Annotated in this window: 17 protein-coding genes; 7 read left to right on the forward strand and 10 right to left on the reverse strand. The window is 65.0% G+C overall.

Annotated elements, in window-relative coordinates; translation table 11 throughout:
* Positions 1–65: 65 nt before the first annotated feature.
* The 3 genes from EAE28_RS06075 (at position 66) to blaOXA (ending at position 2745) form a co-directional block, all read left to right on the forward strand.
* On the forward strand, positions 66–578 hold the full coding sequence (locus EAE28_RS06075) for a TRAP transporter small permease (RefSeq protein ID WP_246022289.1): 513 nt from the start codon (positions 66–68) through the stop codon (positions 576–578).
* 1 nt (position 579) lies between these two features.
* Positions 580–1875, forward strand: coding sequence for a TRAP transporter large permease (locus EAE28_RS06080; protein WP_127104940.1), 1296 nt, complete (start codon positions 580–582; stop codon positions 1873–1875).
* A gap of 63 nt (positions 1876–1938) precedes the next feature.
* The gene (gene blaOXA, locus EAE28_RS06085; protein WP_127104941.1) at positions 1939–2745 is read left to right on the forward strand and encodes a class D beta-lactamase; all 807 of its coding nucleotides are present in this window, start codon (positions 1939–1941) and stop codon (positions 2743–2745) included.
* A gap of 23 nt (positions 2746–2768) precedes the next feature.
* Here the strand turns inward: blaOXA and EAE28_RS06090 are convergent, their stop codons facing one another.
* Together EAE28_RS06090 and mdlC are read right to left on the reverse strand one after the other, a co-directional pair.
* Entirely contained in the window at positions 2769–3119 is a 351-nt protein-coding gene (locus tag EAE28_RS06090; protein WP_127104942.1) for a DMT family protein, read from the reverse strand.
* A gap of 150 nt (positions 3120–3269) precedes the next feature.
* A complete protein-coding gene (gene mdlC, locus EAE28_RS24320; RefSeq protein WP_281279578.1) occupies positions 3270–6389 on the reverse strand; it encodes a benzoylformate decarboxylase in 3120 nt (1039 codons plus the stop codon).
* Between the two features lie 107 nt (positions 6390–6496).
* Between mdlC and EAE28_RS06105 the strand changes: the two genes are divergently transcribed.
* Positions 6497–7399 carry a LysR family transcriptional regulator gene (locus EAE28_RS06105; RefSeq protein ID WP_164736561.1) on the forward strand — a complete coding sequence of 301 codons (903 nt, stop codon included), beginning with the start codon at positions 6497–6499 and terminating at the stop codon, positions 7397–7399.
* 6 nt (positions 7400–7405) lie between these two features.
* Here EAE28_RS06105 and EAE28_RS06110 read toward each other — a convergent pair whose 3' ends face one another.
* Positions 7406–7828 (reverse strand): MarR family winged helix-turn-helix transcriptional regulator, encoded by a 423-nt coding sequence (locus tag EAE28_RS06110; protein ID WP_127104944.1) that lies wholly within the window; start codon positions 7826–7828, stop codon positions 7406–7408.
* A 167-nt stretch (positions 7829–7995) separates the two neighbouring features.
* Between EAE28_RS06110 and EAE28_RS06115 the strand changes: the two genes are divergently transcribed.
* Entirely contained in the window at positions 7996–9903 is a 1908-nt protein-coding gene (locus tag EAE28_RS06115) for an FAD-binding monooxygenase (protein WP_127104945.1), read from the forward strand.
* Positions 9904–9957: 54 nt separating this feature from the next.
* On the opposite strand, the gene EAE28_RS06120 is transcribed toward EAE28_RS06115, so the two are convergent.
* From EAE28_RS06120 to EAE28_RS06140, 5 genes are read right to left on the reverse strand one after another with little or no spacing between them, the layout of a single operon-like run.
* Entirely contained in the window at positions 9958–10989 is a 1032-nt protein-coding gene (locus EAE28_RS06120; protein ID WP_127104946.1) for an extracellular solute-binding protein, read from the reverse strand.
* 42 nt (positions 10990–11031) lie between these two features.
* Positions 11032–11832: an ABC transporter permease gene (locus EAE28_RS06125; RefSeq protein ID WP_127104947.1), complete on the reverse strand. Its 801-nt coding sequence runs from the start codon at positions 11830–11832 to the stop codon at positions 11032–11034.
* Positions 11825–12757, reverse strand: coding sequence for an ABC transporter permease (locus tag EAE28_RS06130; protein WP_127104948.1), 933 nt, complete (start codon positions 12755–12757; stop codon positions 11825–11827). The genes EAE28_RS06125 and EAE28_RS06130 overlap by 8 nt, the downstream gene beginning before the upstream one ends.
* A gap of 4 nt (positions 12758–12761) precedes the next feature.
* Positions 12762–13847, reverse strand: coding sequence for an ABC transporter ATP-binding protein (locus tag EAE28_RS06135; protein WP_127104949.1), 1086 nt, complete (start codon positions 13845–13847; stop codon positions 12762–12764).
* Positions 13844–15517 carry an amidohydrolase gene (locus EAE28_RS06140; RefSeq protein WP_127104950.1) on the reverse strand — a complete coding sequence of 558 codons (1674 nt, stop codon included), beginning with the start codon at positions 15515–15517 and terminating at the stop codon, positions 13844–13846. Before EAE28_RS06140 ends, EAE28_RS06135 begins: the two co-directional genes overlap by 4 nt.
* A 297-nt stretch (positions 15518–15814) precedes the next feature.
* Between EAE28_RS06140 and EAE28_RS06145 the strand changes: the two genes are divergently transcribed.
* Positions 15815–16918: a patatin-like phospholipase family protein gene (locus EAE28_RS06145; protein WP_127104951.1), complete on the forward strand. Its 1104-nt coding sequence runs from the start codon at positions 15815–15817 to the stop codon at positions 16916–16918.
* Between the two features lie 66 nt (positions 16919–16984).
* Positions 16985–17305 (forward strand): YidH family protein, encoded by a 321-nt coding sequence (locus tag EAE28_RS06150; protein WP_127104952.1) that lies wholly within the window; start codon positions 16985–16987, stop codon positions 17303–17305.
* On the opposite strand, the gene EAE28_RS06155 is transcribed toward EAE28_RS06150, so the two are convergent.
* On the reverse strand, positions 17306–17395 hold the full coding sequence (locus EAE28_RS06155) for a DUF2474 family protein (RefSeq protein WP_127104953.1): 90 nt from the start codon (positions 17393–17395) through the stop codon (positions 17306–17308). It lies immediately after the preceding gene.
* Positions 17395–18399: a cytochrome d ubiquinol oxidase subunit II gene (cydB, locus tag EAE28_RS06160; RefSeq protein WP_127104954.1), complete on the reverse strand. Its 1005-nt coding sequence runs from the start codon at positions 18397–18399 to the stop codon at positions 17395–17397. Before cydB ends, EAE28_RS06155 begins: the two co-directional genes overlap by 1 nt.
* Between the last annotated feature and the right edge of the window lies 1 nt (position 18400).

Raw genomic sequence — 18400 nt, forward strand, 5'->3', positions numbered from 1 at the left:
GACCCTCTGAGCACCGGGCGGAGACCTTCCGCCCGGGCCTTTCTTCTGACGAACGGACGTATCCCTTGGTCAAGATCCTCGAAAATTTCTGCCGGGTCGTGGAAATGCTGGCCGGGCTTTTGCTCGGCCTCTGCACGATCCTGATCGTCGCGTCCGCGATTGGACGCTATGCCCTAACCAGCCCGATCCCTGACAGTTTCGACGTGTCGCGCCTGCTGCTGGGGGCCTGCATCATGTGGGGCTTTGCCTCGGTCGGGTATCGCGGCGGACACATCACCGTTGACCTGTTTGTCGAGATGATGCCCGAACGCGTGCGGCGCTGGGTCGAGCTGCTGGCATGGCTGGTGCTGTTGTTCTTCGTCATCCTGCTGACGTGGAAAATGTTCACCCGCGTTGAGAGCGCCATGCGCTCGAACGAGGCGACATTTGATCTGCGCTTCCCGGTCTGGCCGCTGATGGCGCTGATCTGGGCTGGCACGGCAATCAGCATCGTTACCATTACCGTGCGGATGTTCCTGCTGGCGACCGGCAAGGCCGACCCTGAATTCGAGCGCGACGCCGCGCAAAAGGTGGACTGACATGGCCTATACCGATCTGATCGCCGTTGTCGGCTTCCTTGCGCTGTTCGGCATGATGGCGCTGCGCGTGCCGATTGGCGTGGCCATGGGGCTGGTGGGGGTGTTCGGCTTTGCCGCGGTCCGCGGGATCAACCCGGCGCTGAACCTGCTGGCAACTTCGCCGATCCGCGTGATCACCGACTTCAACCTGACGCTGGTCAGCTTCTTCATCCTGATGGGCATCTTCGCCACCAACTCGGGCATCAGCCGCGAGCTGTTTCGAGCCGGGAACGCGTGGCTCGGGCAGTTCAAGGGCGGGTTGGGCCTGTCCACCATCGCCGCCTGTGGTGGCTTTGCCGCGATCTGCGGATCCTCCGTCGCCACCGCCGCGACGATGACCAAGATCGCCCTGCCCGAGATGCGCCGCTTTGGCTACAAGGACGACGCCGCCTCGGGCGTGATTGCTGCGGGCGGCACGCTGGGCATCCTGATCCCGCCGTCGGTGGTGATGGTGGTCTATGCCTACATCACCGAAACCGATGTGGGTAAGCTGTTCATCGCGGGGATCGTGCCGGGCATTCTGGCGATCACCATGTATATGGCCGCGCTGCTGATCGGCCACCGCAAATCACTGCCGCCGGGCACGCCGTTCAATCTGGGTGAGGCCATGCGCTCCATGGCCGGGATCTGGGCCGTTGTGCTGCTCTTCGTGATGGTGATCGGCTCGATCTACTGGGGCGTTGCCACCCCGACCGAGGCTTCGGCCATCGGGGCGCTATTGACCATGATCGTCGGCATCGTGCGCGGGCGTCTGACGTTCCGCCAGATCGTCGACAGCCTGACCGAGGCGCTGCGGACCTCGGTCTCGGTCTACACGGTGCTGATCGGCGCGATCCTGTTTGGCTATTTCCTGGCCATCACCCAATCGCCGCAAAAGCTGACCGCATGGCTGGTGGCGCTGGATTACGGCCCGATGGGCACGCTGGCGCTGATCCTGCTGGTGTTCGTGGTGGCAGGCTGCATCCTAGATTCCATGGCAATGATCATCCTGATGGTGCCGATCGTCTATCCGGTGATCGTGCATCTGGGCTTTGATCCGATCTGGTTCGGCATCATCATCGTGATGACCGCTGAACTGGGGCTGATCACCCCACCGGTGGGGATAAACGTCTATGTGATCAATATGATAGCCAAGGACGTCAAACTGCCGGTGATCTTTCGGGGGGTGCTGCCGTTCATCGTCGCGGATGTGTTCCGGCTGGGGATACTGGTGGCTTTCCCGGCGATTGTGCTCTGGTTGCCGCGCACGATGGGGTGAAGGGGGGCGGCTTGCCCCGCGCCTTTCGTCCCCATAGGACGGGGGGCAAAAAGGGAGCCTTCCATGCGCGCGATCTTGCTTGCTCTGTGCCTGTGCCTCGCCTCTCCGGCGCTGGCGCAGGTTGATACGCTCTGCACGCTGGCGCTGGACGCCTACACCGGCGCGGTGCTGCTGATTGAAGGCGACTGCGACACCCGCGTCACTCCGGCGTCGACCTTCAAGCTGCCTTTGGCGGTGATCGGCTTTGACACCGGCTTCCTGCAAGACCCGCAGCACCCCGCCCTGTCCTTTCAGCCCGGCGATCCCGACTGGGGCGGCGAAAACTGGCGGCGCGACACCAACCCCACCGACTGGCTGCGCTATTCCGTTGTCTGGTACTCGCAACGCATCACCCGCGCGCTGGGGGCGGATACGCTGACCCGCTACGCCCGCGCCTTTGACTATGGCAACGCCGATTTCAGCGGCGATGCGGGCTTTGACAACGGGTTAGAGCGCGCGTGGATCGCCTCGTCGCTGCTGGTCTCGCCGCGCGAGCAAGCCCATTTCCTGCGCGGCCTTGTCACCGACACCCTGCCGGTCAGCGCGCAGGCCATGGCCAACACCCGCGCCAGCACCCAACAGCACCAGAGCGGCGGCTGGGTCATCCACGGCAAAACCGGCGGCGCTTATCCCCGCCGCGCCGACCGCAGCTTTGACTATGCGCATGGCTGGGGCTGGTACGTAGGCTGGGCGGAGCGGGGCGATCAGAGCGTGGTCTTCGTCCGGCTGACGCGCACGCAGACCCGGCAAGCGGAGTCGCCGGGCATCATGGCGCGCGCGGCGTTTCTGGCGGGATGGCCCGAGCTGGTGCAGCGCTTGCCGCTGGACTGACCAACGGCCTGTTCGCCGCTGGCTCAGCTGAACGGGCCTTTGAAGATAAAGAAGGCCCCGGCGAAAATCAGGCCAAAGCCGACAAGGTGGTTCATCGTGATCCGCTCGCCCAGATAGATGACGGAAAAGATGACGAAAACCGTCAGCGTGATGACCTCTTGCATCACCTTCAGTTCCGCCGCCGAATAGACCTGATGGCCGATGCGGTTGGCGGGGACAGCAAAGCAGTATTCGACAAAGGCGATGCCCCAGCTGACCAGAATCACGATCAGCAGCGGTTTGCTGGCAAACTTCAGGTGGCCATACCACGCGAAGGTCATGAAGACGTTGGAACAGATCAGCAGCAGGATCGGAAGTATGGCCGGAGATGTCATTGGGGTATCCTTTGGCCCGAACATCGTCATGCGCCGAATTTTCTGTCAAGAATGCACGATACGGCGCTGCCATTTTCAGCGTCACCTGCGCACCGATGAAAAAGGCCCGGCGTTTCCGCCGGGCCCTCGCCGTCTCTACCCAAACGATGCTCAGCCCATGTGGATCGACTTGGTTTCCAGATAGTTGCCCAAGCCCTCAAGCCCGCCCTCGCGGCCCATGCCGGACTGCTTGAACCCGCCGAACGGCATGGTGATATCCACGATCATGCTGTTGACGCTCATGTTCCCGGCCTGCACGCGGCGGGCGAAGGAATAGGCGCGCTCAGGGTCTTGCGAGAAGACCGCGCCGGCCAGACCATAGACCGAGTCATTGGCCTTGCGCGCCGCATCTTCCTCATCGCGGTAGCCGATGACCGACACGACCGGGCCAAAGATTTCCTCCTGGAAAATCTTCATGCCGGGGGTCACGTCGGCGAACACCGTCGGCTCGATAAAGTAGCCCTTGTCACGCCCCGCCGGACGCCCGCCGCCGCACATCAGCCGTGCGCCTCCATCCAGACCGGCGCGGATATAGCCCTCAACCCGCTCGCGCTGGCGGTCCATGGTAAGCGGGCCCATCTGCGTGGACGGATCGGCCGGATCGCCCAGCTTGATGCTTTTCACCGCGGGCACGAACATATCGAGGAATTCCTGCTTACGCGCCTCGGGCACCAGAATGCGCGTGAGCGAGAAGCAGACCTGCCCCGAGATCGGCATCGAGTACATCATCAGCGGCATCATCGCCTTGCTGAAATCGGCATCCGGCAGCAGCACGGCCGCCGATTTGCCGCCAAGCTCCAGCGACACCCGCGCCAGACGCTCGGCGCAGACCCCGGCGATATGCTTTCCGGCGGCGGTCGAGCCGGTGAAGGCCACCTTGTCGATCTGCGGACGGCGGATCAGGTAATCGCCGCTCTCACGCCCGGCGGGCACAAGGTTGAACACGCCCGCCGGCAGCCCGGCCTTTTCGATGCATTCGGCCATGATATAGGCCTCAAGCGGGGTTTCGGGCGACGGCTTGGCGACAAAGGTGCAGCCCGCCGCCAGACCGGCGGCGATCTTGTAGGTCAACAGCACCATCGGCGCGTTCCACGGCGAGATCGCCGCACAGACACCGACCGGCTCCTGCACCACCCGCGTGGTGCCGCCATCGGCGCGTTTGCGGGCGTCGACGAAGGGATAGCTTTCGATCACATCGGCATAATAGTCGAACAGCTGCGCGTTCTGCGGCGCCAGTTTCTTGGCCAGCATCACCGGCACGCCGACCTGCGCGACCCAGGCCTCGACGATATCCTCCAGCCGGTCCTCGATGTTGCGGGCGATCTTGCGCAGATAGCGCGCGCGCTCGGTCGGGGACAGGCGCGGCCAGGGGCCCTCGTCGAACGCGTGGCGCGCGGCGTTGACGGCGCGGTCCATGTCGGCGGTCCCGGCTTCGGGGTAGCGCAAGATGACCTCTTCGGTCATCGGCGAGACGACCTCGATCATTGACTTGGACAGCGGATCGACCCACTGACCGTTGATAAAGAATTTCTCGGGCGACTTCAGCCCGCCTGTCCCGCGCGTGGCGGTGGGGTTGTTCATCACGTTCATCGGTGTTTCCTCCCGTTGATCTGTTGAAGGCTCGGGCGCTTGCCCGATCATGACTTCCAGCAGGCGCGGTCCTTTGCGCGCCAGCACTTCCTTGATGGCCGCAGGCAGCTCGCCCGGATCGGCGCAGCGCAGCGCGGGCACGCCCTGAGCCTGCGCGATGGCGACGAAATCCAGATGGCCGATCTCGACCCCGGCAATCGCCTGCGCCTGCGTCTGCTCGGCGATGCCCTTGAGCGCCGCGTAGCCGCCGTTGTTCAGGATCAAAAAGCACACATCGGCGTCATATTCCGCCGCCGACCACAACGCCTGGATCGAATACAGGCTCGACCCGTCGCCCATGATCGCCACCACCGGGCGGTCCTGCCCGGTCAGCGCAGCCCCCACGGCGGCGGGCAGGCCATAGCCAAGCCCGCCCGAGGCCGTGGCAAAGAAGCCGCCGGGCCGGTCGATGGGGAAATAATCGTGCAACGCGCCGCGTGCGCTGGGGGCTTCCTCGACCACGATGCTGTCGGGATCGCGCAGATCCGAGAGCACCTGCATGAACCATTCATTCGTGATCGTCTCGGGCCGCGCCACGCCCGGTACATCGCGAAACGCACGGGTCGGGCGGGGGCGTGGCGTCAGTTTGGAGACCAGCACCTCGGCGGCAAGGCGGCAGTCGGCGAGCACCGACATGCCCATCGCCGCCCCCGCCGCCTGCTGGGCGTCGTCGGTGATGTGGTAAAGCGCGGTGCCGGGGCGGACATGCTCCAACGGCCCGGCGAAATGGTAGGTGAAGACCGGCGCGCCCAGCACCAGAACGGCATCGGCTCCGGCCAGACAATCCGACAGCGCGGGTTGTTTGGCGGGCAGGAAGCCGGCGAAATTCGGGTGCGTCTCGGGGAACGAGCAGCGCGGCGACATCGGGCTGACCCAGACGGGCGCGGCCAGTTGTTCGGCCAGCGCGACCACGGCCTCCCACGCGCCGTCACGGTCAACGCCCGGGCCGACGACGATGGCGACCTGCGCCGCTGCCTCCAACCCCTGCGCGACCTGATCCAGCGCCACCGGATCGCCGCCCAGCCGCAGCGACACCGCGCGCGGCTCGACCGGCGCGGCCTGTTCGTCCCAGTCGTCCAGCGGCACCGAGACCAGCACCGGCCCGCGCGGCGGCTGCATCGCCATCCAGTAGGCGCGCTCCAAGGCGCGCGGCACATCCGCCGCCCGCGCCGGTTCGATCGCCCATTTCACGCAAGGCTTGGGCATGTCGACCGGGTTCTCATTGCCCAAAAACGGATCGCCCGGCAGCAGCGCGCGGGTCTGCTGACCCGTCGTCACGATCATCGGCGTGCGGTTCTTCATCGCGGTATAGAGGTTGCCCATCGCATGCCCCAACCCCGCCGCCGAATGCAGGTTCACGAAGCTGGCGTTGTCGGTGATCTGCGCATGCGCGTCAGCCATCGCCACGGCGACGGATTCCTGCAGCCCCAGCACATAGCTGAAATCGCTGGGCAAATTGACGAACATCGGCAGCTCGGTCGAGCCGGGGTTCCCAAAGATCTTCGTCATTCCATGCGCGCGCAGCAGGTCGAACACGGCCTGCGCGACGGTCTGGCGACCGGCATTCACGCCGACCGGAGCCGGGCGCATTTGTTCATTCATGTCATTCCTCCACCCGAGCGGCCCTCCCGCCGTGGGAGCCCAAGTCTTGCACGATTCGCCCCCTGCGCAGAATTGCTATGTTTGTTCTAAAGTCATACCCTATTCGCATGACTTTGGATGTCCGTTCCGCCCGCATCGTTCTGGCCTGCGCGCAGGCCCGCAGCATCGGCCGCGCCGCGCGCGCGCTGAACATGGCCCAGCCTGCCGTGACCCGCGCGCTGACGCGGCTTGAGGCGGCGCTGGACGCGCCGTTGTTCGAGCGAACCACGCGCGGGGTCGAGCTGACGCCGTATGGCGCGGCGCTGTTGCCCTATGCCGAATTGCTGGTGTCCGAGGCCAGTCAGGCCGAAATCCTGATCCGCCAGATGCGCGGCGCGGGGCGCGGGGTGGTGCGCATTGGCGGTGTGGGATCGGTCGCAAGCGGGCTCTTGGTCAGCGCCATCACCGAGCTGCGCGCCAGCCACCCCGAGGTCGCGTTCGTGGTGGTCGAAGAACTGGAGGACCGTCTGCTCGACGGGCTGAAAACCGGGCTGGTCGATCTGGCGGTGCTGCCCGATCCGACTCTGGATGACGAGGTGCGGCTGGCGACGGATGAGACCTTCCACGACCTCGTCCACCCCTATATCCGCACCGGCCACCCCGCCGCCGGTCGCCCGATTACGCTGGCCGAGGCTGCAACGCTCGACTGGGCGATGCCGCCGCAACCGACCCCCGTGACGCGCGAATGGCTGCGCCGGTTCCACGCCCAGCGGCTTGAGCCGCGCGCGCCGGTGCTGCAATCGCGCTCGGTGCCGGTGATCCGGGCGGCGGTGCTGTCGGGCGATCTGGCCTGCTGGATGCCCGAGCCGATCCTGCGCGCGGATGTCGAGCGCGGGCAGGTTTGCGCCTTGCAGGTGGCGAGGCTGGACTGGCGACGCGGGTTCAAGATCTATCGCCGTCGCCGGGGGTTGCTGCCGCCCTCGGCTGAGCTTCTGCTTAACGCCCTGCGCCGTCACGCGCAGGTGGCGTGAGGTTGCTCAGTCTTCGGCGATGGATTTGCGCGCCAGCGCCATAAAGGTCGCGCGCTCCTCCTCGCTGAGCCGCGCCAGAATATCGCTCTGCAAATCCCGCACCACCGGCAAGAGCGCGGTGAACAGCGCCTCGCCGTCGTCGGTCAGTCGCACCTCGCGCGCGCGGCGGTCGCGGGCGCTGACGGTCCGCGCGACATAGCCCTTGGTCACCAGCCGGTCGATCACGCCGCCGATGGTTGCGCGGTCATAGGCGATCAGCGCCGCCACCCCGGCCTGATCAATATCGGGGTTCACGCGGATCGCATCCATCGCTGCAAACTGCACGGGCGTCAGGTCGAACCCGGCCTCACGCGCGCGGGCCATGAACACCTGAGTCGAGATCTGGTGCAGCCGGCGAATCAGGTGCCCGGCCATGTCGTAGGCTTCCATCGGACCCTCCTGCACTCTGTGCTGCCATGGTTTTCGCAGTTTTACAGCCTCTTGGAAGAAATAGAAAGTACACATATCTTTTCCATTGACCCAAAATGATAAGTATAGCAACTATCTCACCATCCAGCGCCCCGCAGGGCGCCCAGACGACCAAACGGAGAGTGTGCATGCAGTTCCATCTCAACGGATTCCGCCCCGGCGACCCCGACATCCATGCCGCCGCCCCCGGCGCGCATGACCGCACTAACGGGCTGCCCAGGACGGTTGACGTGTTGATCGCGGGCTGTGGCCCGGCGGGTCTGTGCCTTGCGGCGCAACTGGCTGGCGTGCCTTCGATCCGCACGATGATCGTCGAGCCCAAAATGGGGCCGATGGAAAAGGGTCAGGCGGACGGGATCAATGTGCGCTCGATGGAGATGTTTCAGGCGTTCGGCTTTGCCGAGAAGGTCAAGCGCGAGTCGGTCTGGATCAACGAGGCAACTTTCTGGACCCCCGGCGGCGATGGCGGCATCACCCGCGTCGGGCGGGTTCAGGACGTGCCCGAGGGGATCTCGGAAATGCCCCACGTCCTGCTCAATCAGGCGCGGGTGCATGACATGTTCCTCGATGTCATGAAGAACGCGCCGACCCGTCTGGTGCCCGACTACGGCCTCAAGGTCGCCGATCTGACCATCGACCCAGACGCCAGCGAATACCCCGTCACAGTGACGCTGGAGCATACCGCCCCGGGGAATGAAGGTCAGACCGAAACCGTGCGCGCCAATTACGTTGTCGGCTGCGACGGCGCGCGCTCGAACGTGCGCCGCGCCATTGGCGGCGCGCTGCATGGCGACGCGGCGCACCACGCCTGGGGCGTGATCGACATGCTGGCCGTAACTGATTTCCCCGACTGGCGGATGAAGGCATTTGTGCGCTCACAAGCCGAGGGCACGCTGATGGTCCTGCCGCGCGAAGGCGGGCATCTGGTGCGGCTCTATGTCGAGCTGGACCGGCTGGGCGAGGACGAGCGCGTCGCGGATCGCGGGATGGATGAGAACACCATCATCGACAAGGCGCAGCGCATCTTTGCGCCCTACCGGCTGGACGTAAAGGAAACCGTTTGGTGGTCGATCTATGAGGTGGGCCACCGCCTGACCGACAAGTTCGACGACGTGCCCCACGACCAGATCACCACCCGCGCGCCGCGGGTGATGCTGGCGGGGGACGCCTGCCACACTCACAGCCCCAAGGCCGGGCAAGGCATGAACGTGTCGATGGGCGATACGTTCAATCTGGGCTGGAAGCTGATCTCGGTGCTGACCGGGCGGTCCGAGGCGTCGCTCTTGCACAGCTACTCGTCCGAGCGGCTGGCGGCGGCCAAGGGGCTGGTGGACTTTGACCACAAATGGTCGCGCGTGGTGGGGGAAAAGACCGAAACCGAGGAAACGGCGGGCCTGCCCAAAGTGGCGCGCGAGTTCGTCAACAACCTGCCCTTCACCTGCGGGCTGACGGTTGAGTACGCGCCTTCCGCCCTCACGTCGGCCGACGCACGGCAAGATCTGGCGACCGGGTTCGACATCGGCATGCGCTTCCACTCGGCCCCGGTGATCCGGCTGGCGGATGCCAAGCCGATGCATCTGGGCCATTGCGTCGAGGCTGACGCGCGCTGGCGGCTGTTCGCCTTTGCCGGGGCTGCGGATACCGGCGCTGAAGGCGGTGCGATCGCGGCACTCTGCCGGTATCTGGACAGCGACCCAGCCTCGCCCATCTTGCGCCACACGCCCAAGGGCGCGGACCTCGACTCGGTCATCGACACCCGCGCGGTGTTCCAGCAGGGCTTCCGCGAGCTGGCTTTCGAGGCGATGCCAGCCCTTCTGCGGCCCGCGACCGGGATCTATGCACTGACCGATTATGAGAAGGTGTTCTGCGCCGACCACAGCGGCGATCAGGATATCTTTGCGATGCGCGGCATCAACCGTCAGACAGGCTGTCTGGTGGTGATGCGCCCGGACCAGCATGTCGCCCATATCCTGCCGCTGGACGATTTCGCGGGCCTGTCCGCGTTCTTCGCGGGCATCCTGCGCAGCGCCAACTGAGCACAAGAAAGGGGAGCCAACCGGCCCCCCTTTCGCAGTCAAGGCCCCGAGGGCTTATTGCAGCAGCTCGGTCCAGATCTGGGTGCGCACGTCCTGGATCTCTTGCGAGCAGGGGACGTTGAAATGACCTGCCGAAACCAGCGCTTCGGGGATCACGATCTCGGGCGCGTCGCGCATGTCGGCATCCATGAACTCTTCGGACCCGGCCACACCGTTACCGTAACGGGCAAAGTTCGACAGCATCGCCGCATTTTCCGGCTGCAGGATGTAATTGATGAAGATCATCGCGTTTTCGCTGTTCTGCGCATCAGCCAGAACGGCGGCGTTGTCCATCCAGACGGGATAGCCGGTCGCCGGATAGCCATAGGCAACATCGGCGTTCTGAAGGCGCGCGCGCATCGTCGCGCCGTTCCAGTAGACTCCGGCCAGAATGTCGCCCGCCGTGTAGTTGTCGATCGTGCCGTAATCCAGCGACAGCCAGCTGGGCTTGGCCGCTTCGAGCATGTCGCGCACCGCGCGCCAGGTGTCCATGTTGGTGGTGCACACATCGTCACCGCCGACCGCATAGACGGCAATCGCCAGCACGTCCGACATCTCAGGGATCACGTTGATCCGGCCGACCAGTTCCTCGGGCGGGTTGAAGATGATGTCGGCGCTGTTGATATCGCCGGTATAGACCGAGGTGTTCACCGCGATACCGGTCGTACCCCACTGCCACGGCACGGTGTATTCGCGGCCCGGGTCGAAATCGACATCCACCCATTGCGGCGCGATGTTGCCCCGGTCGGTGACGATCTCGGGGTCGAGCGGTGCCAGCAGCCCTTCGGAAATCCACGCCTGCACATAGCTGTGCGTCGGCACGACGATGTCAAAGCCGTGGCCGCCCTGACGCACACGGGCCAGTGCCGTCTCGTTGCTGTCAAAATCGGTGATGGTGACTTCGATGCCGGTGTCGGCAGTGAATTTTTCGATCAGTTCGGGGCTGGTGTAGTTGCCCCAGTTATAGATGTTGAGCACGCCATCCGCCGATGCGGTCGAGGCCGAAGCCACGATCAGCGCCAGTGCCGATACGAGTGTCTTGTTCATTGGTAACTCCCGGTTGGTTGGTTTTTGTAGCGGTTTGTTGGATCACCCGCGCTTGCGGGTGATCAGGAAGAACGCCGTCACAAAGATCAGCGACAGCGCCAGAAACAGCGTAGCGATGGCGTTCATCTCGGGCGTGATGATGCGCCGTAGTTGGCCCAGCATGTAGGTCGGCAGCGTATCCTGTCCCGCCGATTTTACAAACTCGGTGATCACCACGGTATCGAGCGAGATCACGAAGCTCAGCATGAACCCCGCCGCGATCCCCGGCACCAGCAGGGGCAGCGTGATGAAGCGGAACGCCTGAAACGGGCTGGCGTAAAGGTCCGAGGCGGCGGATTCCAGCGTCGCATCCAGTGTCTCAAGCCGCGCGCGAATGGGCAGATAGGCGAAGGGAATGCAAAACGCGGTATGCGCCAGCACCAGATAGCCCATGCCGGTATAGCCGGTGTGGACCTTGAGCCACGCCACCACGATCAGCAGCGCGATGCCGGTGACGATCTCGGGCACCATCAGCGGCTGGTTGATCAGCGCATAGATCATCGTCTGGCCGGGAAAGCGGCTGACCCGGGTGGTCCCCAGTGCCGCAGGCACGGCCAGCGCCGTGGCCACCCCGGCAGCCACAGCCGCCAGCCAGAGCGAGCGGATCGAGACTTCCTGCACCTGCTGATTGGCAAAGGCGGCGGCGTACCATTGCAGCGAGAAACCCTCCCACTGCGATTGCGATGAACCCGCGTTGAACGAGAACACCACCAGCACCACGATCGGCAGGTAGAGCATGACGAAGGTTGCCAACGCGATAGCGCCGAAACCGGGCAGGCGGCGGACGGAAAAGGATTTAGCCACGGCGGCCTCCGTCGTCACGGTTGACAGTGCGCAGATAGGCGATCAGCGCGATCATCACGATGATCAGCAAGAGCATCGACAGCGCCGCACCCAAAGGCCAGTTGCGCCCCTGCCCGAATTGCAGCCCGATCAGGTTGCCCAGCATCATCGTGCGCCCGCCGCCCAGCACGCGCGGGGTCACATAGGCCCCGATCGAGGGTATGAAGACAAGAATGGACCCCGCTACAAAACCCGGTTTCACCAGCGGCAGGATCACGTGCCACAGCACGCGGAACCGGCTGGCGTACAGGTCATAGCCCGCCTCGACCAGCCGGAAGTCCAGCTTGTCCATCGCGGCGTAGAGCGGCAGCACCATCAGCGGCAGGAACACATAGGCCATGCCCAGAAGGATGGCGAAATCACTGTAGAGCATCTGCACCGGCTCGTTGACGATGCCCAGTCCCATCATCACGGTGTTGAGCAGACCCGTACCCCGGATCAGTTCCTGAATGGCAAAGGTACGGATCAGCAGGTTGGTCCAGAACGGGATGGTGATCAGGAACAACCAGAGCGCGCGGCGGTGCGGCGGGCGGGTGGCGATGAACCACGCGGTCGGAAAACCCAGCACGGCGCAGATCACCGTCGTCTGGATCGACAGCCAGACCGTGCGCCAGAACACCGTCAGGTTGCCCCAGTTCCAGCTGACATTTTCAGGGTCGAAAATGTCCCGCGTCCAGAAGACCTTGAACCAGCCATCCAGCGAGAAATCCCACGCCACGCCCCCCATATTGCCGGGGCTGAGGAAGGAATAGACGGCGACGATGATCAACGGGCCCGAGGCTGCGAGGATCAACACCGCCAGCGCGGGCGCGTTCAGCGCCCATTTCCAGCCGTGGCGCTCTTGCGGTTCGCCCTCAGGGGCCGGGTCGGGGGTTTGGGCTGCCATGCGCTCAGCTCCTCAGCACGCGCAGGGTGCCCGCGCCAAGGGTGATGCCGACCGGCGTGCCGGGTTGCGGCACGGGCAGATCGGCGGTGTTCTGACGGCGCAGGATAAAGTCCTGCCCGTCGGACAGCGTCAGATGCAGGTGGGTGTCGGTGCCGAAGAACACGCTCGAAGCCACCGTGCCCGACAGCATCCCGCTGCCCGGCTCGCCCAGCACGGCCTGCTCGGGGCGCACCACGGCGGTGACCGTCTCGCCTATCACGGGCAGATAGCCTGCGGGCAGTCGCGCCTCGGCTGACTGGCCGCCCGGCAGGGTCAGCGTCGCGACATCGCCGCTGATCGCGGTGACCGGCAGGTCGAGGAAATTGGTATCGCCGATGAAATCCGCCACAAACCGCTCGGCGGGCGCATGGTAGATGTCATGCGGCGTTCCCAGTTGCAGGATGCGTCCGGCGCTCATCACCGCGATGCGGTCGGACATGGTCAGGGCTTCTTCCTGATCATGGGTGACGAAGACAAAGGTGATGCCGGTCTCGGTCTGCAGGCGTTTCAGCTCGCTCTGCATCTCCTTGCGCAGCTTGAGGTCCAGCGCGCTCAGCGGCTCGTCCAGCAGCAGCACGCGCGGACGCGGCGCCAGCGCGCGGGCCAATGCGACCCGCTGTTGCTGACCGCCGGAAATCTCGCTGGGTTTGCGGTCGGCCATCGGCTCCATGCGCACCAGCCGCAGCATCTCGGCCACCGTTGTGTCCACCTCGCTGCGCGATTTACCCAGCATCTTCAGGCCAAAGCCGATGTTCTGCGCCACGGTCATATGGGGAAACAGCGCGTAGGACTGGAAGACCGTGTTGACCGGGCGGGCGTTGGGCCCCTTGCCCGCCATCTCTTCGCCCGCGATCTTGAGCGTGCCGCCGGTCGGATGCTCGAACCCGGCGATCATCCGCAGCAGCGTGGTCTTGCCGCAACCCGATGGGCCAAGCAGCGTAAAGAACTCGCCGGTGTCGATGCTCAGGTTGATGTCGGTCAGCGCCCGAAAGGCCGAGGCCCCCTGTCCGAAAACCTTGCTCAGTCCGGCGATCTCGATTTCTTGGGTCATTCACCCTCCCAGACGACGCGACCGCCGCAAATGGTTTTCGCAACCTGCATCGCGCCGATCTGATCGACCGGCACAGACTCGATGTCGTCCGACAGGATCACCACATCGCCCAGATAGCCGGGGCGCAGGCAGCCTTTGCGATCCTCGGTATGCTCGGCATAGGCGCCGCCGGTGGTATAGGCGGCCAGCACGTCGAGCAGCGGGATGCGCTGATCGCGCGCGCCCTCATAAGTGGGCCGGGTCATTGCCGCCTGAATGCCGCGCAAAGGGTTCACATCGGCCACCGGCCAGTCCGACGCGAAGGCCAGCTTCGCCCCCGCCTCGGCCAGATCGCGGCACAGATAGGCATCAACCCAGCGGTCGCGGGCGATCTTGTCCATGGTCGGGAAAACCGGGAAATCCATTGCGCCCGGCGCATGTACCGGCTGGACCGAGGCGACGACGCCCAGTTCCGCCAGACGCGGGACGTCCTGACGGCTGATCAGCTCGATATGCTCGATCCGGTGGCGCGAGTCGCGCTTTCCATTGGCCTTGCGCGCGGCCTCATAGCCGTCGAGCACGCGGCGCACCGCCCCGTCACCGATGGCATGAACGGCGATCTGCAGGCCGCGTCGGTCAGCCTCGATTGCGATCTCCTTGAAGCGGGCGTCGCTGTGCAGGGCGTCGCCTTTCCAGCCGGGGGTGGCGGGATAGTCATCAACCAGAACGGCAGTTTCGCTGTCGATCACGCCGTCCATGAACAGCTTGACGAACCCCGAGGACAGCCAGTCATCGTTGAACTCGGCGCTCAGAATACTGGCCTGTTCCAGATCGGCGGGCGTGCGGTGCGGGCGGTAGTGGAACGGCACACGCACACGGGCGGTCAGACGGCCCTGACGGCGCAGTTCGGACAGCACCAGCAGCGTGTAGCGGTTGCCATCCATATTCACCAGCGAGGTAAAGCCGTGCTTGGCGCAATGCTTCAACCCGCGCTCCATCGGCTCCAGATCGCGCATCAGGTCGGCGTAGCCGGGCATCGGGTTCGGCTCTTCGCCCGTGGCAATCCCCGCCGAGATCCGCTCCTCGCCGCTCAGCGCCAGCACCGGCTCGAAAGCGTTGAACTCGCGCAGCTCGCCCGCAGCAAGCCCATCCTCGGCCATGACGATCTCATTGCCGGTGGGCAGGTCACGGCCCCGCAGGATGCCCGCCATTTCCAGCGCTTTGGTGTTGGCCCAGGCGGTGTGATGGTCGGCGGCGCTGAGCAGCACCGGGCGATCGGCGACGATGGCGTCAAGGTCGTGGCGGGTCAGCGAGCGGCCGTAGATCGCGTAATCACACCCCTGCCCCCGGATCACCGGCACATCGGGGTTGGCGGCGGCATAGGCGGTCAGCGCGGCGCCCAGCGCTTCGGGTCCTTCGATGCCCAGCAGTTGAAGATGCGCCAGTTCGTTGCCCGCCATGAACAGATGCAGGTGGCTTTCAACGAAACCGGGCAGGACCGTAGCCCCGCCCGCGTCAATCATCCGGCAACCCGGACCGGCCAGTGCGGCGATGCTCGCCGTGTCGCCCACCGCCATGATCTGATCGCCTTGCAGCGCGACCGCCTCGGCGCGGGGGTGGCGCGCATCCATCGTCAATACGCGGCCATTCGTGATGATCAGCGTCGCCAGTGCCATGCCTGAAATACTCATTTCCGTTGGTCCGACTCAAACTTGAGCAACATTTTGATCAAATTGCAACCCTGCTGACGAGCCGACCGCAGGGGCCGGGACGCGCAGTGCGCAGATCGCCGCGAAAAGCGGCAGTGCCCTGATGGGGCGGTTCTCAGGGACGTTCACGGCAAGGTGCGCTGATGCCAAGGGCGCTGACTGTCCGTCAATCTCGACCAAAGCGGACACCGCCCCTATTTAGAGGTTACAAGGGGTCTTTTCCCGCCCGAAGGCACCCGCAGACGACTCAAAGGTGCCGGAGACACAGGAAGCAAAGCCATGAATAACGGTGAGAAAACGGTACTGGTCCTTCAGGGCGGCGGCGCGCTGGGGGCGTATCAGGCGGGTGCGTACGAGATCCTCGCGGCGGGCGGATACCAGCCGGACTGGGTTGCGGGGATCTCGATCGGCGCGATCAATGCGGCGCTGATCTGTGGCAACCCGCCTACCGAGCGCCGTGCCAGCCTGACCGCCTTCTGGGAGACGATCACGTCGGAATTGCGCGCCCCGCTCTGGCTGGGCGGTGACGCGGCGCGCCGGGCCTATACCGAAGCGGCAGCGATGGCCGTTGCCTCGACCGGGGTGCCCGGTTTCTTCCGCCCCCGCCCGCTGCCCGCCTTCTGGCCGATGCTCGATCACCCCGCCGCCAGCCTTTATGACACCGCCCCGCTGGTCGAGACGCTGCAGTCGCTGGTCGATTTCGACTATCTCAACGACAAGGGCCCGCGCCTGTCTGTCGGGGCGGTCGATGTCGAGACCGGCAACTTCACCTATTTTGACAGCGCCACAACGCGGATCGGCCCGGAACACATCCTTGCCAGCGGCGCCCTGCCCCCCGGTTTTCCGGCGGTCGAGATTGACGGACGGCATTATTGGGACGGCGGCCTCGTGTCGAACACGCCGCTGCAATACGTCATGGAAAGCGCCGGGGATGAGCCGCTTTGTGTCTTCCAGATCGACCTGTTCAGCGCGCGCGGGCCGTTGCCGCCGGATCTGGGCGCGGTGGCGCAGCGGCAAAAGGACATTCAGTATTCCAGCCGCACCCGGCTGACCACCGACCGCTACAAGACCCTGCATGACCTGCGCGCTGCCGCCCTGCGCCTGCGTGACCGCCTGCCCAAGGATCTGCGCGACGACCCCGATCTGGCCGCGCTTTGTGCCATCGGCGGCGGCAGCGCACGGACGCTGGTGCATCTGATCCACCGCAAGGAACGGTTCGAGACGCAGTCAAAGGATTACGAATTCTCGCGCCTGAGCATGCATGAGCACTGGGCAGCCGGGGCCAAGGATGCGCAGACGACCCTGCACCACCCGGACTGGATCGCACGGCAGACCGGGCTGGACGGGTTGCAGGTGTTCGATCTGGCCGAGCACGCCTCTTGAGCGCTGTCTTGTGCGCCGCGCGCGCGCCATGGCACAGGTACAGGGCGGTGACACAAGGATGCGGCCATGATCACCAATTACGCGGACCACTCCTCGAATGAGCGCACCTTTCTGGCATGGGTGCGCACGGCGGTGGCGATTGTCGGCTTCGGTCTGGCCTCGGCCCGGCTGCGCGACACGCCCGCGCCGCTGTGGTCCGAGGTGCTGATGCTGATCGCGGGCGGCGTGGTGGTGCTGGTCGCCTATCTGCGCATGCGCCACTTGCGCAAACGCATCGACGCGCAGGACAGCTTTGATGACGGCGCGATGGCCAGCGACGCGTTTCTGGCACTGCTGGTCGCCGCCGTCTTCGTGCTGCTGGCGCTGTTCGCCATCCATGTCAGCTGACTACATCAGCACCGAGCGGATCGCATAGGCCACCGCGCCCAGCGCCAGCACACTGCCGACATAGAGCCCGACGAACCACAGCCAGCGCATCAGTGATACCCGTCGCTGTGCTTCACCTTGCCGCGAAACACCCAATACGAGAACGCGGTATAGGCCAGAATGACCGGGATCAGCACCACAGCACCGACCAGCAGGAACTTGAGCGAGGCATCGGGTGCTGCGGCCTCGACGATGGTCAGGCTCGGGGGCACCAGATTGGGGTAAAAGCTGACCCCCAGCCCGGCGAACGAGATCACGAAAATCGCCACCGTGGCCAGAAACGGGCGCATAGGGTGGCCGTGGAACAAGCCGCTCCACAGTTGCCACACGGCGAGCGCCAGCAGCACCGGCACGATGGCACTGTAGAGGCCGCTCGGCCAGCCGAACCAGCGCTCAAGGTACTGCGGGTGCAGGAAGGGCGTCGCCAGACTGACCGCTGCAATCGCCACCAGAAACGCCAGCGCCAGCGGGCGCGCGAAGCGCTGCGCGCGTTGCAGCGTTTCGCCTTCGGTCTTCAGGATCAGCCATGTCGCGCCGAGCAGCGCATAGCCCACCAGCAGCGCCAGCGCCGTCAGCACCGAGAACGGTGTGAACCAGTCCCAGTTGCCCCCGGCATAGGCCCGCCCCTCGACCGTGATGCCCTGCACTAGCGCGCCCAGCGCCATGCCCTGCGCCAGCGTGGCAACAAGCGAGCCGCCCCAGAAGCCGATCTCCCAGAACCCCTGCATCCGCGCCGTGCGGTGCACGAACTCGAACGCCACACCGCGAAACACCAGCCCCAGCAGCATGGCGATGATCAGCGGATAGAGCGCGGGCATGACGATGGCATAGGCCAGCGGGAACACCGCAAACAGCCCGCCGCCGCCCAGCACCAGCCATGTCTCGTTGCCATCCCAGACCGGCGCGATGGTGTTCATCGCCAGATGTCGTTCCTGTCGGTCCTTGAGGAAAGGAAACAGGATGCCGATCCCCAGATCGAACCCGTCTAGCAGGACATAGGCCAGCACACCAAAGGCGATCAGCCCGGCCCAGATGAAGGAAAGGTCAAAGACCATG

It is taken from the genome of Pararhodobacter zhoushanensis (genome assembly GCF_003990445.1).
Classification (GTDB): domain Bacteria; phylum Pseudomonadota; class Alphaproteobacteria; order Rhodobacterales; family Rhodobacteraceae; genus Pararhodobacter; species Pararhodobacter zhoushanensis.